The organism is Methylobacterium sp. BE186 (assembly GCF_031457035.1).
GTDB lineage: Bacteria > Pseudomonadota > Alphaproteobacteria > Rhizobiales > Beijerinckiaceae > Methylobacterium > Methylobacterium segetis.
Genome location: NZ_JAVDVV010000026.1, coordinates 35883 through 51523, shown reverse-complemented (window position 1 = coordinate 51523; position 15641 = coordinate 35883). Strand labels below are relative to the sequence as shown.

Here is a 15641-nt window from a genome sequence, read left to right as displayed (position 1 = left end):
AGGCCGGGATGCGGCCAGGTCTGCGTGCCGATGCGGTGGCCGGGGAGATCGAGCTGCCGACCGGCACTCCCGCGCGCCCGCTGGAAAGCGATCTCGTCGCCGCGCTGATGCGCCGGCACGAGGTCGCGGCGGAGCGCCTGATCGGGTGGCTCCGGGTGGCGATCGGGCTCTGCGTGTTCGTGACGGTGATCGTCGCCGATCACGTGATGCTGCGGTGGACGGGCGTGTCCCTCGACCTGTTCATGCGCAACGCCTGGATCGCCGCCCTCGGCTTCCTCTCGGTCGGTGCGGTCAGCATCGGTCTCGCCGTGCCGCAGCGCTGGCGCCACGGGTACTCCTACCTGTTCATGGTGCTCGATGTCGGGCTCGTCCTCGTCATCGCCTACCTCGCCCTCGCGGAGCGCGGCCTGCCCGGCAACGCGCTGCCCTCGGCGCCGATCACTTGGTCGGTGCCCGTGGTCCTCGCGGTCGGCGCCCTGCGCTACGACGTGAAGGTGCAGCTCGGCGCCATCGCGCTCCTGGCGCTGGGACTGGTCGGGATCGCGGGCGCGCTCGACCACAGCCTGATGCTCGACCCGGCCTCGCAGAACGTGCCGGCTTGGCCCGGCTTGTTCTCGATGCCGGTCAACGTGATGCGGTTCGCGCTGCTGCTGCTCGCCGGGGCGGCGACCGCCTTCGGCATCGTCCGCTCGCGCCGCCTCCTATCCTCGGCCGTCAAGGATGCGGTCGGCCGCGCCAGCCTCGCGCGCTTCCTGCCCGCCGAGATCGCGCCCCGGGTCGCGGCCGGCGACCTCGGCTTGCGCCGCGGGCGCCGACAGAGGGCCGTCATCGTCTTCGTCGACATCCGGGACTCGACCGGGATGGCCGAGGGCATGGACCCGGAGCGCCTGTCGCAGTTCTTCACGGCCTTCCGGACCCGCATCCTCGGCTGCGTGCGAAAGCACCACGGTATCGTCGACAAGTTCATCGGCGACGGGGCGCTGATCCTGTTCGGCGTCCCGGACGAGGGCAGCGACGATGCGGGTCGCGCCCTCACCTTCGCGCACGACCTCGTCCGGATCGTCGAGGCCTGGAACGCGACGCACGAGATGCCGCATCCGGTGCGGATCGGCATCGGCATCCACGTCGGCGAGGTCTTCTGCGGCATCGTCGGCGACGAGGAGCGGATGGAATTCACGGTCCTGGGCGATGCGGTCAACGTCGCCTCGCGCCTGGAACAGGCGACCAAGCGCTACGGCGCCATGATCCTGGCCTCGGGGGCGGCCGTCGAGGGCACGCCGGAGCGGGCCGCATGGCGGGAGATCGGGCGGGAGCCCTTCGCCGGGCGCAGGGAGCTGGTCACGATCTTCGCCCCCGCGGAGGGAGGCCCCGGCTGAGCCCACGCTCCTTGCCGAGGTCCGCCCGCAGGCGTGGACCGCGCCCGTCCGGCGCCGTCCGCGCGACGGGATCGCCCGGCTCTCCGGATCCCGCGGTCGCCCGTCGGGCTCCGGTCCTCCCGACCGTGATGCAGGGGTCGAATCCGGCCGCGAGCGCGGCGGAGGCGGTGAACAGGACCAGGGAGGTCTCCCGCCCGGACCAGTCCGATGCGGCGAGGAACCCGATCAGCGCCCGGTCGAGCACGCCCGAATCCTCCACGACGAGGATCGGCGGCAGCGTGAGCGCGGCCCGCGCGATCTCGATCCGCGCACGCTGATCGTCCGTCAGAAGCTGACCGCGGTTGCCGACATCGACGTCGAGGCCGCGCCGCTCGATCCACTCCTCCAGATCGAAGCGGCGGACCGCCGCCAGCACGTGCTCGCGCATGTCGGCCTCCGCATGCATGCGCCGCGTGCTGATGCGTCCGAACAGGAGGTTCTCGAGGATCGAGATGCGCGGGTTGATCCGATCCGGATCGTAGGGTTCGATCCCGTTGCCGTCGATTCCGCCGAGCGCGGCCTGGACGAGGCCCCGCGCCCGCACGATCCGGACCTGGAGCGCCGAATCGAGAAGGCCGAAGCGCTGGCGGGTCTCGACGTAGCGGAGCGTCAGCGCGAGGAAGGCCGCCCTGTCCTCCGGTTCGAGCCCGCCATCCGCGTCGATCCGGGCGAGCTGGCGGACGTAGTCGGGCAGCGCGTCGGGCGTGATCAGCGAGAACCGCCGGAAGAGGGTGTGCCCCTGCGGCAGGTCGCGGAAGATCTCGACGAGGTTGCGGGCGATCGCCACGCCCATCCCGACCAGCCCGTCCCCGAGCCCCGCCCTGCCGAGCGCCTCGACGAAGGCCGGCTCGGCCGCGAGCCGATCCATCAGCCCGGGCTCACGCGGCACCCCGAAGAGCAGGTTCTCGGCGACCGTGGCCTCGTCGTTGTAGCGGTCCGCGGCGAAGGGCACGACGAGGCCGCCGCGCTTGGCGCCGTCGAGGAGCGCCTGCAGGTGCCGGCGCGCGGCGATCAGGCGCGTGCCGATCGTGGGGTCGGGCATGTCCCGGCAGATCGTCGAGAGACCGAACCGGTACAGGTCGCGCTCCATCCCGAGGCCGGCCAGCAGCGCCAGGATCCGCCGGTCGAGCCCCTCCGCGCCCGAGACGCCGAGCCGGGCGTAGTCGATCCAGTTCTGCTCGATCGTCTCCACGGGGTTTCCGGTCCGCAGGGCCTCGGCCTGCCTGTCCGCGTCCGTCGGGACGGGTCCGGTCGGGATCCGGTGCAGCCCGTAGACGACGTTGTCCCGGATCGAGCCGGGAAACAGGTTCGGGCTCCGGCCCGCATAGCCGATCAGCCGGCTGCGGACCGACTGGGGCAGCCCGACGAGGTCGTGCCCGCCGAGCCGGATCGCCCCGCTCTGGGGCGAGTCGAGGCCGACGAGCGCGCGGGCCAGCACATGGGCGAGTTCCCCGTCCTCCACCACGAAGCCGACCCGCGCCGGCAGGGGGACGGTCGCATCGGCGATCGCGACGAGCTCACCGTCATGGGGGCTCCTCAGGGCGACGCCCTCCCATTCCAGCGTGCGGGCCGCCGGGACGGCCGCGCCCTCGGCCTCCTCCGCCTCCGCCCGGCGGAGCCGGTGGGCCGCGAAATGCGCGGCCACGGTCTCGTACTTCACCTCGACGTCGAGGCGCTGCTGATCCCAGTCGATGAGTTCCTTCAGCGGCGGCGGCAGGTCGCGATAGGCCGCCAGGACGGCGACGAGCTGGCCGATATCGAGCTGTCCGTGGAGGGCGAACATGCCGCCGACGGCGTAGAACAGGAACGGCGTCACCTGCGCCAGCAGGTTGTTGAGATACTTGATCGCGAATTTGCGCCGGTAGATCCGCAATCGAAGGCTGTAGAGCCGGTGCAGGCGCCCGCCGAATTCCGCCCGCTCCCAGCGCCCCGCATCGTTCACCGTCACGGCGTCGAGCCCCTCGAGGACCTCGCCGACATGGCCCGCCAGCTCCCGCGACCGGAGTTGCCGCTCGCGGCTCAGCCGCAGGATCGTCCGCCGCAGGCGCGGGATGACGATGAACTGGACGGCGACGATGGCGGCCGCGACGAGGCCGAGCCACACGTTCTGCAGGAGGATGAAGGTCAGGGCGGTGGCCGCCTGCGTGCCGAGGAAGACCGGGCTGATGATGGCGTCGCCGATGAAGGCGCCGATCGGCTCGACCTCGTCGCGGATGATCGTCGCCGTCTCCGAGGCCTTCACCTCGCGCTGCGCCTCCGGCGTGAAGCGCAGCATCAGCGCGAACAGCTGGAACCGCAGGCGGCGGAGCATGCGCTCGCCGAGCACGCCCTTCGAGAGGTTGATCCAGAACTTGAAGGCGCCGTTGATCAGGACGAGCGCAAGGAACAGGGCGGAGAGGCCGATCAGCAGTTCCATCCGCTCGAGCTGGAAGCCCTCGAACAGCGTGGTGGCGCCGCCGCCGGCCCAGAGCGGCCAGTGGATCGTCAGGTCGAGGAAGGGGGCCGTCCGGCGACCCCCGCCGAAGGCCTTGCCGGTGATCGCGTCGTTGACGATTCGCCGCGGCAGGTCGAGGGACGCGAAGTAGAACGGTAAGGAAACGAACACAACGGCGCAGATGGCGAGCTGATCGCGCTTCGAATGCGCCCAGATGTACTGGAACAGGGTCGGCTGCAGGTCACGCATCGGGTTCGGGGCTCGCCCCTCCGCTCGGCTGGACTTGACAAACATGGAACATCTAGAAGTTGTCATGCTTGGCCGCTTCATGCGAGGGGCCAGGCATCGGCCGTCCAGACCGATCCGCCGCCAGAGGAAGAGTGTTCGAGATGGAACGCTTCCGGTGAGGGACGCCCCCGCCTCGGCCCCGCGCGTGCTGATCTACAGCCACGACACGTTCGGGCTCGGGCATCTGCGCCGGTCGCGCGCCATCGCCCACGCCATCGTCGCGGCGGAGCGCGGGGCGCGCGTGGTGATCGTCTCGGGGTCGCCCTTCGTCGACCGGTTCGGCTTCGCCGACCGCGTCTCCGCGGTGCGGCTCCCGGTCGTCACCAAGCGCGTCGACGGCATCTACGCCCCCTTCGAGCCGGGCAGCGCCCTCGACGACCGGATCGCGGAGCGCGCGGCGATCGTCGCGGCGACGGCGGAGGCGTTCCGGCCCGACCTGACGATCATCGACAAGGAGCCGACGGGCCTGCACGGCGAGTTCCTGCCGACGCTCGAGCGCCTGTCCGTCCAAGGCGGCAAGTGCGTGCTCGGCCTGCGCGACATCCTCGACGACGGCGAGCGCCTCGCACCCGAATGGGCGCGCAAGGGCGCGGTCGAGGCCATCGAGCGCTACTACGACGAGATCTGGGTCTACGGCGTGCCGCGCATCCACGAGCCGCTGCGCGCGCTCCCCCTCGGCCCCGCGACCAGGTTGGTCTACCTCGGCTATCTGCGCCGCGAGGTCCCGGACTGGCCGCCCGGCCGCTCCGAGCCGGCGCTCGCGGGCGCCCCCTTCCTCCTCGTCACCCCCGGCGGCGGCGGCGACGGTGCCGGACTGATCGACTGGGTGATCTCGGCCTACGAGACCGATCCGGGCCTGCCGCTCCCGGCCATCGTGGCCTTCGGGCCCTTTCTCGATGCGGACACTCGCACGGCCTTCCTGGCGCGGATCGACCGGCAGCCCGGCCGCCTCTCGGCGATCACCTTCGACAGCGAGATCGAGCACCTGATGAGCCGGGCCGCCGGCATCGTGGCGATGGGCGGCTACAACACGTTCTGCGAGATCCTCTCCTTCGACAGGCGGGCCCTGCTGGTCCCGCGCACGGAGCCGCGGCGCGAGCAGGAGATCCGCGCCGTCGCCGCCGAGGCGCTCGGCCTCGCGCGCGTGCTCCATGCCGAGCCTCATGCGGGGCCGGGCCGCGGCGCCGCGCGCATGGCCGCCGCGCTCCGAGGGCTCCCGGACCAGCCGGTGCCGTCGCGCTTCGTCGAGCCGGGCCTCCTCGACGGGCTCGGCGGCGTGGTCGAGCGCCTGCGCGCGCTCCTCGCCGATCCGGCCGCCGGCCCGTCGCCGGGGCCGCCCTTCGTGGAAAGCCGCGCCGAACCCTGCCTCGGATGCGCCCATCCATGAGCGCCCGCGACGCCGACGCCCCGCCGGGAACCGGCGCGCGGATCGCGATCGTGCTGAAGGGCTATCCGCGGCTGTCCGAGACCTTCATCGCGCAGGAGATCCTGGCCCTGGAAAGGCGCGGCCTCGGCCTGGAGATCTGGTCTCTCCGGCGCCCCACGGAGGGTGAGCGGCACCCGATGCACGCGGCGATACGGGCGCCCGTCACCTATCTGCCCGAATACCTGCACCGGGCGCCCGTGCGGGTGCTGCGCGGCCTGATCGCGGCCGCGCGGCGTCCGGCCTTCGGCAGGCTGCTGCGCACCGTCGCGCGGGATCTCGTGCGGGACCCCACGCCCTCGCGCCTGCGCCGGCTCGGGCAGGCGCTCGTCCTCGCCCGCGAAGTGCCGGATGCGGCGACCCACCTGCATGCCCACTTCCTGCACGCCCCGGCGAGCGTCGCCCGCTACGCGGCTCTGCTGACGGGGCGTGCCTGGAGCGTCTCGGCCCACGCGAAGGACATCTGGACGACGCCGGCCTGGGACCTGTCCGAGAAGCTCGCCGATTGCGCATGGGCCGTCGCCTGCACGCGCGACGGCCTCGCCCGCCTGAACGCTCTCGCGCCACCCGGCCGGGTGGCGCTCGCCTATCACGGCCTCGATCTCGCGCGCTTTCCCGAACCCTGCCCGCGGCGCCCGCCCCGCGACGGGTCCGGCCCCGGACATTGCGTTCGGCTGCTCTGCGTCGGACGGCTCGTCGCCAAGAAGGGACAGGACGACCTGATCGCGGCTCTCTCCCGCCTGCCCGGCGCGCTGAACTGGCATCTCGACCTGATCGGGGACGGGGAGCGGCGCGGGCCACTCGAGACCCTGGCCAGGTCGCAGGGCCTTCGCGGGCGCGTCACGTTCCACGGCGCGCAGGCGCAGCCGCGCGTGATCGCGGCGATGCGCGAGGCGGACCTGTTCGTGCTGCCGACCAAGGCCGCCGCCTCCGGCGACCGCGACGGCCTGCCGAACGTCCTGATGGAGGCGGCGAGCCAGGATCTGCCCATCCTCGCCACCGCCTTCGCGGGGACGCCGGAATTCGTGACCGACGGGACGCACGGGGTCTTGGTGCCGCCGGGCGATCCGGCGGCCCTGGCCGATGCGATCCTGGCGCTTGCCCGCGATCCGGGACGGCGCCGAAGCCTCGCCGCGGCGGCGGGCGCGCGGCTGAGGGCGGAGTTCACGCACGAGGCCGGCATCGACCTGATCGGCGCGCGCCTCGCGGCCTCGGCCGGCCTGGTCCCGGCGCCGGCCCGGCGCATTCCCGGTCCCCACGCGGCGGGCTGCCCATGCGCGTCCTGATCGCCGTCACGCACCTCCTCGGGGCGGGCCATCTGACCCGCGCGGCGGCGCTGGCGCGCGCCTGCGCTGCGGCCGGCCATGAGGCCCTGCTCGTCAGCGGCGGGCGCCCAGCGCCCCTCGTGCGCCTCGGCGGCGTCCGGCTCGTGGCGCTGCCGCCGGTCCATGTCGAGGGCACCGATTTCCGCCGCCTGCTCGGACCCGACGGCGGGGAGGCCAGCCCCGGCCTGATGGCGCGGCGGCGGGCGATGCTCCTCGACACCCTCGACAGGGCGCGGCCGGACGTCGTCGTGACGGAGCTGTTCCCGTTCGGCCGGCGGGCGATGGCCGGGGAATTCCTGAGCCTCGTCGAGGCTGCGCGCGCGCGGCGCCCGCGCCCCCTCGTCCTCGCCTCGATTCGCGACATCCTGGTCGCGCCCGGGAAGCCGGGCCGGATCGCGCAGACGCAGGCCCGCCTTCGGGATCTCTACGACGCCGTGCTCGTCCACGGCGACCCGAGCCTCGTCCCGCTCGGAGCATCCTGGCCGGTCGATCCCAACCTCGCCGAGCGCCTGCACGCGACGGGCTACATCGACGAGGGGACGCCGGTGCCGGCCCCGGCCCGACGCTCGGGCATCCTGGTCGCGGCCGGGTCGAGCGCTGCGGGGCTCGGCCTGTTCCGGGCCGCGGCCGAGGCTGCGCACCGCGCGCCGGATCTCGGCTGGCGGATCCTCGTCGGGCACGGTGTGCCGGATGCGGCACTCTCCCAGATCGGCCGCGACCTGCCGGACGGGGTCGTCGACCGGGCGCGCCCGGACTACCGTGCGTTGCTGGCGGGCGCTTCCCTGTCGGTCAGCCAGTGCGGCTACAACACAGCGGTCGATCTTCTCGCCACGCGCACGCCCGCCGTGCTCGTCCCCTTCGAGGCGGGGGGCGAAACCGAGCAGCGCCTGCGCGCCGATCACCTCGCCGCGCGGGGCCTCGCACGCGTCCTCCCGGAAGCGGACCTCGATGCCGACGCGCTGCTCCGCAGCGTGCGCGAGGCCCTCTCGGCCCCGGCCCTCTCCCCGCACGGCATCGATCTCGACGGCGGCCCGCGCTCGGTGGCGATCATGGAGGACCTGTTCGCGGCGAAAACGGCGGGTCCGCCTGCGGCGAACGTGCCCGGCACGCGGCGCGTGGGCGACCCGGTCTCGGCTGCGCTCGCCCGCCTGCGCGCGGGGCTCGATGCCGCGGCCCGCGAGGGCGCGCGGGTTCCGGTCTGGTGGCGGGACGACGACGCGGTCGCGGCGACGCCCGCCTTCGACCGGCTGCTCGCCCTCTCCGAGCAGGCGGGCCTCCCCGTGCTGATCGCGGCCATTCCGGGCCGGGTCGAGCCCTCGCTCGCGAGACGCGTCGATCGCGCGCCGGGGGCCTGCCTCGCCGTCCACGGCCTCGTCCACGCCGATCACGCGCCGCCGGGGGGCCGCCCCGCGGAGTTCGGCTCGCACCGGTCCCTGCCCGTCCTGATCGCGGAGGCGGAGGAGGCGCTGCGGCTTGCGCGATCGCGGCTTCCGGCCGACCGGCTGCTGCCGGTCTTCGTGCCGCCCTGGAACCGGCTGGACGGACATCTCGCCGCGGCCCTGCCGGATCTCGGATACGAGGCGCTCTCGGCCGCGCCCGGTGCGGCCGGGGAGGTCCCCGGCCTCCTGCGCCACGACCCGCAGATCGATCCGATCGACTGGCGTGGCACCCGCAGCCTCGTCGACCCGCACCGCCTCGTCGATCGCCTGCTCCGCATCCTGACGGAGGCGCCGGAGACGCCGATCGGGCTCCTCACGCACCACGGCGCCCACGACGCCGCGTTCTGGGATTTCCTCGAACGCCTCCTCGACCTCCTCGCCCGGCATCCGGCCGTGCGCTTCGCCGACCCCCGCCGGCTGTTCCGGGCGGCACCGGCGGCCGCGCGACCCAGGGCCAGGAGCGCCGCCTGCGCGAGGCTGCCGTGAGCCCGCTCCTGTCGATCCGCGACCTGTCGGTCGCCTTCCGGACCGATACCGGGAGGGCCGAGGTCCTGCACGGCCTGTCGCTCGACGTCGGGGCCGGCCGGACGCTCGCACTCGTCGGCGAGTCGGGCTCCGGCAAGTCGGTGACGGCGCAGGCGGTGCTGCGGATCCTGCCCCCTGCCGCAGAGATCACCACCGGCCGCATCCTGTTCGCGGAGGGGGCCCAACCGACTGACATCGCTGCTCTTATCCCCGATGGAGCGGTGATGAGCGCTCTACGCGGCCAGCGCATCGCGATGATCTTTCAGGAGCCCATGACATCCCTGTCGCCGCTCCACACGATCGGCGACCAGATCGGCGAGGCCCTGCGCGTTCACACCGGGGCGAGCCGCCGGCAGGCGGATGCCGAGACGCGCGAGGCGCTCGCCCGCGTCGGCTTTCCCGACCCGGCCCGCGCCCTCACGACCTACCCGTTCGAATTGTCGGGCGGCCTGCGCCAGCGCGCCATGATCGCCATGGCGCTGATCCTCAAGCCCGCCCTTCTCGTCGCCGACGAGCCGACCACCGCCCTCGACGTGACGACGCAGGCGCAGATCCTCGCCCTCCTGCGCCGCCTGCAGGACGAGACCGGCATGGCGATGCTGCTGATCACCCACGATCTCGGCATCGTCGCGAACATCGCCCACGACGTCGCCGTGCTCTATCGCGGCCGGCTCGTCGAATCGGGACCGCGCGACACCGTCCTGCGCCGGCCCGGCCATCCCTACCTGCGCGCCCTGATGCGGGCGGTGCCGCGCTTCGACATGGCGCCGGGCGAGCGGCTCGCGCCGATCCGCGCGGCGCGGGCCGAGATCCCGCCGATGGACCGGCACGCCGCGCCGGCCGGGGACATCCTGCGGGTCGAGGGCGTCGGCAAGAGCTTCGTGCTGCGGGCCGGCCGCCTGTTCGCGAAGCCCCGCATCGTGCGGGCGGTGTCGGACGTGTCCCTGCGCCTCGCGGGCGGCCGGACCCTGGGGCTCGTGGGCGAATCCGGCTCGGGCAAGACCACCGTCTCGAAGATGGTGATGCGCGCCCTGGCACCCGATTCGGGGCGAGTCCTGTTCGATGCCGGCGCCGGCCTCGCCGACGTGCACGACCTCGAAGGGGCAAGGCTGTTCGCCTATCGCGGCCTCGTCCAGCTCGTGTTCCAGGATCCCTACGCCTCGCTCGATCCGCGCATGAGCGTGCGCCAGATCCTCGGCGAGCCCATGGAGATCCACGGGGTCGAGCCCCGGCTCCGGAGCAGGCGGGCCCGCGACCTCATGGCGATGGTGGGTCTCGATCCGGCCGCGCTCGCGCGCTATCCGCACGCCTTCTCGGGCGGCCAGCGGCAGCGGATCTGCATCGCCCGCGCGCTCGCGCTGAATCCGCGCCTGCTCGTCCTGGACGAGCCGGTCTCGGCCCTCGACGTCTCGGTCCAGGCGCAGATCCTCAACCTTCTCAAGGACCTGCAGGCAGCCCTCGGCCTCTCCTACCTGATCGTGTCCCACAATCTCGCAGTGGTCGACTACATGGCCGACGACATCAGCGTGATGTGCCGGGGCCGGATCGTCGAGGAGGCGCCGCGCGCCGCCCTGTTCCGCAATCCCGCCCATCCCTATACCCGCGCGCTGCTCGCGGCCGTGCCGGATCCCAGCCTCGACCACCCGCTGGATTTCGCCGCCGTGACCGGGGAGGCGTCCGACCCCGACCGATGGCCGGAGCCCTTCCGCCTCGCCCCGGACGAGGCGGGAACGATGCGGGCGATCGAGCCGGGCCACCGCATCCGCGTCGGCGCCGCGCACGCACGGGAGGCGGCCTGATGCGGGCGCGGCCGATCCTCCTCGAACGGCTGCGCCGCCGGATGCTCGTGCCGTTCTTCGACCGCCTCGGCTACGATCTCGTGCCGGCCAATCCCGACTGGATCCACCGGCCGCTCTCGGGCCGGGAGGTCGAGCATCTGCTGGCAAACGCGGCAGCGATCCTCCAGGCGGACCTCGCCGCCGCCGGCATCCCGGTGCGCGGCTCCGTGCGCGCCATGGTCGAGGAGTTCTGGTCCCTCATCCCACACGCACCCGTGAGGCAGCGCCGTGGGGGCAGCGGCTTCAACGGCGCCCTGCAGCTCTACGTCGCGATGCGCACCCTCGCGCCGCGCTTCGTCATCGAGTCCGGCGTATTCCGCGGCCTGACGACCTGGGTGATTCGGCAGGCCTGCCCCGAGGCGCAGATTCGGTGCCACGACCCGGACCTGTCCGGCCTCCAGTACCGCGACGCGCGCGCGCACTACGCGACCGTCGATTGGGCGCGGGCGGATCTGAGCGCGCTCGATCCCGACGCGACCGTCGCCTTCTTCGACGATCACGTCTCGCAGGCCCGTCGCGTCGTCGAGGCCAGGGCGCGCGGCATCACGCGGCTCCTGTTCGACGACGACGCGGCCGGCCACCGCATCCATGCCCACGGAGGCCCGGCCCACCCGACCATCGCCATGGTCACGGCCCTGCGCGACGATCCCGAGCCGATCCGCTGGCTGCACAACGGCCGCGCCTTCGAGCAGCGTCCCAACGACCCGCTGATGCGCGAGGCCGCCGCCTGCATCGCGCGCGCCCACGCCTTCGACGACCTGCACCGCGCGACCGGATACGCGCCGGCGCGGCTGACCGCCGTGACCCTGCGCCGGCGCGGGGCCGGCCCCGAAGGGGCGAGCCCGTGAGCGTCGATCGGACCGGCCTCCCGCAGGAAGCGCCCGGGCGCGAGCGCGCGGCCGCGGAGGGCGGCCTGTCCCGGCGCAGCCTCGTCACCGGCCTGACGGCAGCCGCCCTTCTGCGCCCGGCCGCGCCGCAGGCCGCCCCGGAGGCGGGTGCGGCCACGCGCCTGCCCGAGACCCCGCTCGTCGTCGATCTCGCCGCCCGGGGGCGCCGGCGCGGCACGGCCGGGGGCAGCATCCGCACGCTGATCGCCAGGGCGCGGGACGTCCGCTATCTCTCCGTCTACGGCTACACCCGCCTCGTCGGCTACGACGCCGATCTCGTCCTGCGGCCGGACGTGCTCGAGCGCTGCGACGAGGAGGGGGGCCGCTTCACCTTCCGCCTCCGCAAAGGGCATTGCTGGTCGGACGGCCACCCGTTCACGACCGAGGATTTCCGCTACTACTGGGAGGATGTCGCAAACGAGCCCGAGCTCAGCCCCGGCGGTCCTCCGGACTTTTTCCTCGTCGACGCCAAGCCGCCGCGCGTCGAGATCCTCGACGACATCACGATCCGCTATCTCTGGGAGCGGCCGAACCCCCGCTTCCTGCCGGCGCTCGCCGCACCGCGCGACCCGCTGATCTACCGCCCGGCCCACTACCTGAGGCCGTATCATCCACGCCATGCGGGCCGCGAGGCCGCGGAGGCCGCCGCGAAGGCGCAGAAGCTGCGCGGCTGGGCGGCGCTCCACAACCGCCTCGACGACAATTACGAACTCACCAACCCCGATTGCCCGACCCTTCAGGCCTGGCGGCCGCGCACGCCGAGCCCGGCCACGCGCTTCGTCTTCGAGCGCAACCCCTCCTATCACCGCGTCGACCGCGACGGCACGCAGCTGCCCTATCTCGACGGCATCCTGATGGACGTGACCGCGTCCGGCCTGCTCACCCCGAAGACGAATGCGGGCGAGGCCGACCTCATGTTCCGCGGCCTGTCGATGTCGGACATTCCGAGCCTGAAGGAGGGCGAGCGGGCGCACGGCTACCGCACGCTCCTCTGGCCGATCGCCCGCGGCTCCGAGATCGCGCTCTACCCGAACCTCACCACCCTCGATGCGGGCTGGCGGGCGCTCAACCGCGACCTGCGGTACCGGCGGGCACTCTCGCTCGCCATCGACCGGCGCACCCTCAACAACACGCTGCTCTTCGGCCTCGGCACCGAGGGCAACGACACGGTCGTCGCCGAGAGCCCGCTCTTCGCGCCCGAATTGCGGACGCTCCACGCGGTCTACGATCCGGAGCAGGCCGTCCGCCTGCTCGACGCGGCGGGGCTCGACCGGCGCGACGCGGCGGGCATCCGCCTGATGGCGGACGGGCGCCCGGTCGAGGTGGTGGTCGAGAGCGACGGCGAGGCGGCCATGATCCTCGACGGTCTCCTCCTCATCACGGAGTTCTGGCGCGAGGTCGGCATCCGGCTCGTGGTCAAGCCGCAGGAGCGCACCAACCTGAGGCGCCGGTCGCTCGCCGGCATGACGATGATGGTGGCCGCGCAGGGGCTCGACCTCGCGGTCGCGACCGCGATCATGCCGCCGACGGGCCTGAGCCCGGCCCAGCCCGACCATTATGCCTGGCCGCGCTGGAGCCTGAATGTCGAATCTCGCGGCCGGAGCGGCGAGCCCTGCGACGTGGCGGCGGTCCAGCGCCTGATCGCGCTGAATGAAGAGTGGAACGGGACCGACGACGCGGGCCGCCAGGGCGAGATCTGGCGCGAGATGCTGCGCAATCACGCCGAGAACCAGTGGGTGATCGGCACGGTCGCGGGCGCGCTGCAGCCGGTCGTGGCGGCCGACCGTCTCGCCAATCTCCCCGAGCGCGCGCTCTTTTCCTGGGAGCCGACCGCGATGATCGGCGTGCAGCGCCTCGACGAGGTGTTCTGGGATCGCCCCGCCGACCGAAGGGCCGAGGCCAAGTGATCGGCCTCGTCCTGCGCCGCTGCGCCACGATGGCGGTCACGCTCCTCGTGATCTCGGCCCTCGTCTTCCTGGTGATCAAGCTGCCGCCGGGCGACTTCCTGACAAACCGAATCGCCGAATTGCGCGCGAGCGGCGAGGCCGCCTCCGTCGCGAAGGCCGAGCTCTTGATCCGGCAATACGGCCTCGATCGCCCGGTCACCGAGCAATACCTGATGTGGATCGGCCTGTGGCCCGGCCCGGCGGGGTTTTCCGGCCTCATCCAGGGCGATTGGGGCTGGTCCTTCGAGTACGACCGGCCGGTCGCCGAGGTGGTGGGCGACGCGCTCTGGCTGACCCTCGTCGTCAACCTCGCGGCGGTGATCTTCGTCCACGCGGTGGCGATCCCGATCGCGCTCTACTCGGCGACCCATCGGCACTCGGCCGGCGACGCGCTCGTCACCGTGCTGGGCTATGTCGGGCTCGCGGTGCCGGGCTTCCTGCTCGCCTTGATCCTCCTGTTCTACGCCAATCGATGGTTCGGTCTCTCGATCGGCGGCCTCTACGACGCGGAGTTCACCGGCAAGCCCTGGGATTGGCCGAAGGTCCGCTCGCTGCTCGCCCACCTCGTCGTGCCGACCCTGGTGATCGGGCTCGGCGGCACCGCGGCGATGATCCGGCGGATGCGCGCCAACCTCCTCGACGAGCTCGCCAAGCCCTACACGATCACCGCCCGCGCCAAGGGCTTGCCGCCGCTGCGCGCCCTCCTGAAATACCCGTTCCGGATGTCGCTCAATCCCTTCGTCGCCGACATCGGCAACCTCCTGCCGCATGTGGTCTCGGGCTCGGTGCTCGTCTCCCTCGTCCTCAGCCTGCCGACGGTCGGCCCCCTGCTGCTCGACGCCCTGCGCAGCCAGGATCAGTTCATGGCGGGCTTCATCCTGATGTTCATCGCCGGGCTCACCTTGGTCGGCATGCTGATCTCGGACCTCGTGCTGGTCTGGCTCGACCCGCGCATCCGCCTCGGTGCCCAATGATGGAGAGGGTGGGCGGTCCCGGTCATTTCGTCGACACCGGCCCCTTCGATCCCGATGCGGGCGAACCGGGCCGCGGGGAAGCCGCCTCCGCGTGGAGGCTGTTCCTCCGGCGGTTCCTGCGCCACCGGCTCGCCGTCGCCTCGGCCCTCGTCCTCGCCGCCCTCTACGCGAGCGTGCCGTTCGTCGAGTGGCTCGCACCCTACGGGCAGGCCCGGCGGAACGGGGACTTCATCCACGCACCGCCGCAGGGCCTGCACCTGTTCCACGACGGACGATTCGTGGGGCCCTTCGTGTATCCCTATCGCGCCGAGCTCGACCTGCAGACCTTCCGGCGCGACTATCGCAGCGATCGCAGCCGCCCGCAGCCGCTGCGCTTCCTGTGCCGCGGCGACGGCTACCCGTTCCTCGGGCTCTTCCCCGCCGACCGTCACCTCGTCTGCCCGCCCGAGGGCGGCACCCTGTTCCTGTTCGGCACCGACCGGCTCGGGCGCGACCTGCTCTCGCGCCTCGTCTACGGCGCCCGGGTGTCGCTGATCATCGGGCTCGTCGGCGTCTCGATCTCCTTCGCGCTCGGGCTGATCCTCGGCGGGATCGCCGGATATTTCGGCGGCGCGCCCGACGCGGCCGTGCAGCGCCTGATCGAGATCGTGCGCTCGCTCCCCGAACTGCCCCTGTGGCTCGCCCTCTCCGCCGCGCTCCCGCCGACCTGGAGCCCGCTCTGGGTGTTCTTCGGGATCACGATCATCCTCGGCCTGCTCGACTGGCCGGGCCTCGCCCGGGCGGTGCGCGCGAAGCTCCTCGCGCTGCGCGAGGAGGATTTCGTGCAGGCGGCCGAACTGATGGGCGCGACGCCCGCCCGCGTGATCGCGCGCCACCTGATCCCGAACTTCATGAGCCACCTGATCGCCTCGGCGACGCTCGCCATCCCCACCATGATCCTCGGTGAGACGGCCCTCTCGTTCCTCGGCCTCGGCCTGCGTCCTCCGGTGACGAGCTGGGGCGTCCTCCTGAACGAGGCTCAGAACCTCGCCGCCGTCCAGCTCTACCCCTGGCTGCTCTGGCCGGTCGTGCCCGTACTCGTGACGGTGCTCGCCTTCAACTTCCTCGGCGACGGCCTGCGCGACGCGGCCGACCCCTACCAGTGAGG

10 protein-coding genes are annotated in these 15641 nt (G+C 72.8%); 9 read left to right on the top strand and 1 reads right to left on the bottom strand.

The annotated features are described in order from the left end of the window. Positions 1–8: 8 nt before the first annotated feature. Complete coding sequence (locus J2X36_RS21460) at positions 9–1376, top strand: adenylate/guanylate cyclase domain-containing protein (RefSeq protein ID WP_165937867.1); 1368 nt, start codon at positions 9–11, stop codon at positions 1374–1376. Here J2X36_RS21460 and J2X36_RS21455 read toward each other — a convergent pair. Continuing rightward, positions 1339–4098: an ABC transporter transmembrane domain-containing protein gene (locus tag J2X36_RS21455; protein ID WP_310353577.1), complete on the bottom strand. Its 2760-nt coding sequence runs from the start codon at positions 4096–4098 to the stop codon at positions 1339–1341. The genes J2X36_RS21460 and J2X36_RS21455 overlap by 38 nt on opposite strands. A gap of 154 nt (positions 4099–4252) precedes the next feature. Here J2X36_RS21455 and J2X36_RS21450 point away from each other — a divergent pair, with 154 nt between their 5' ends. The 8 genes from J2X36_RS21450 to J2X36_RS21415 are packed head-to-tail and all read left to right on the top strand — an operon-like array spanning position 4253 to position 15639. Continuing rightward, a complete protein-coding gene (locus J2X36_RS21450) occupies positions 4253–5524 on the top strand; it encodes a hypothetical protein (protein ID WP_310353575.1) in 1272 nt (423 codons plus the stop codon). Beyond that, the gene (locus tag J2X36_RS21445) at positions 5521–6846 is read left to right on the top strand and encodes a glycosyltransferase (RefSeq protein WP_310353573.1); all 1326 of its coding nucleotides are present in this window, start codon (positions 5521–5523) and stop codon (positions 6844–6846) included. The genes J2X36_RS21450 and J2X36_RS21445 overlap by 4 nt, the downstream gene beginning before the upstream one ends. Then, positions 6834–8810, top strand: coding sequence for a glycosyltransferase (locus J2X36_RS21440; RefSeq protein WP_310353570.1), 1977 nt, complete (start codon positions 6834–6836; stop codon positions 8808–8810). Before J2X36_RS21445 ends, J2X36_RS21440 begins: the two co-directional genes overlap by 13 nt. Next, positions 8807–10648, top strand: a complete 1842-nt coding sequence (locus J2X36_RS21435; RefSeq protein WP_132254089.1) for an ABC transporter ATP-binding protein — start codon at positions 8807–8809, stop codon at positions 10646–10648. Before J2X36_RS21440 ends, J2X36_RS21435 begins: the two co-directional genes overlap by 4 nt. Then, positions 10648–11535, top strand: a complete 888-nt coding sequence (locus J2X36_RS21430) for a hypothetical protein (protein WP_310353566.1) — start codon at positions 10648–10650, stop codon at positions 11533–11535. Before J2X36_RS21435 ends, J2X36_RS21430 begins: the two co-directional genes overlap by 1 nt. Further along, positions 11532–13481 carry an ABC transporter substrate-binding protein gene (locus J2X36_RS21425; RefSeq protein WP_405029836.1) on the top strand — a complete coding sequence of 650 codons (1950 nt, stop codon included), beginning with the start codon at positions 11532–11534 and terminating at the stop codon, positions 13479–13481. Before J2X36_RS21430 ends, J2X36_RS21425 begins: the two co-directional genes overlap by 4 nt. After that, the gene (locus J2X36_RS21420) at positions 13478–14494 is read left to right on the top strand and encodes an ABC transporter permease (RefSeq protein ID WP_310353563.1); all 1017 of its coding nucleotides are present in this window, start codon (positions 13478–13480) and stop codon (positions 14492–14494) included. The genes J2X36_RS21425 and J2X36_RS21420 overlap by 4 nt, the downstream gene beginning before the upstream one ends. Continuing rightward, on the top strand, positions 14491–15639 hold the full coding sequence (locus tag J2X36_RS21415) for an ABC transporter permease (protein ID WP_310353561.1): 1149 nt from the start codon (positions 14491–14493) through the stop codon (positions 15637–15639). The genes J2X36_RS21420 and J2X36_RS21415 overlap by 4 nt, the downstream gene beginning before the upstream one ends. The last annotated feature ends 2 nt before the right edge of the window (positions 15640–15641 follow it).

What these genes read in the sequence shown, in the direction of transcription:
- J2X36_RS21460 (WP_165937867.1), top strand. Translation starts at nt 9, where the DNA reads ATGCGGCCAGGTCTGCGTGCCGATGCGGTGGCCGGGGAGATCGAGCTG.
- J2X36_RS21455 (WP_310353577.1), bottom strand. Translation starts at nt 4,098, where the DNA reads ATGCGTGACCTGCAGCCGACCCTGTTCCAGTACATCTGGGCGCATTCG.
- J2X36_RS21445 (WP_310353573.1), top strand. Translation starts at nt 5,521, where the DNA reads ATGAGCGCCCGCGACGCCGACGCCCCGCCGGGAACCGGCGCGCGGATC.
- J2X36_RS21440 (WP_310353570.1), top strand. Translation starts at nt 6,834, where the DNA reads ATGCGCGTCCTGATCGCCGTCACGCACCTCCTCGGGGCGGGCCATCTG.
- J2X36_RS21430 (WP_310353566.1), top strand. Translation starts at nt 10,648, where the DNA reads ATGCGGGCGCGGCCGATCCTCCTCGAACGGCTGCGCCGCCGGATGCTC.
- J2X36_RS21415 (WP_310353561.1), top strand. Translation starts at nt 14,491, where the DNA reads ATGATGGAGAGGGTGGGCGGTCCCGGTCATTTCGTCGACACCGGCCCC.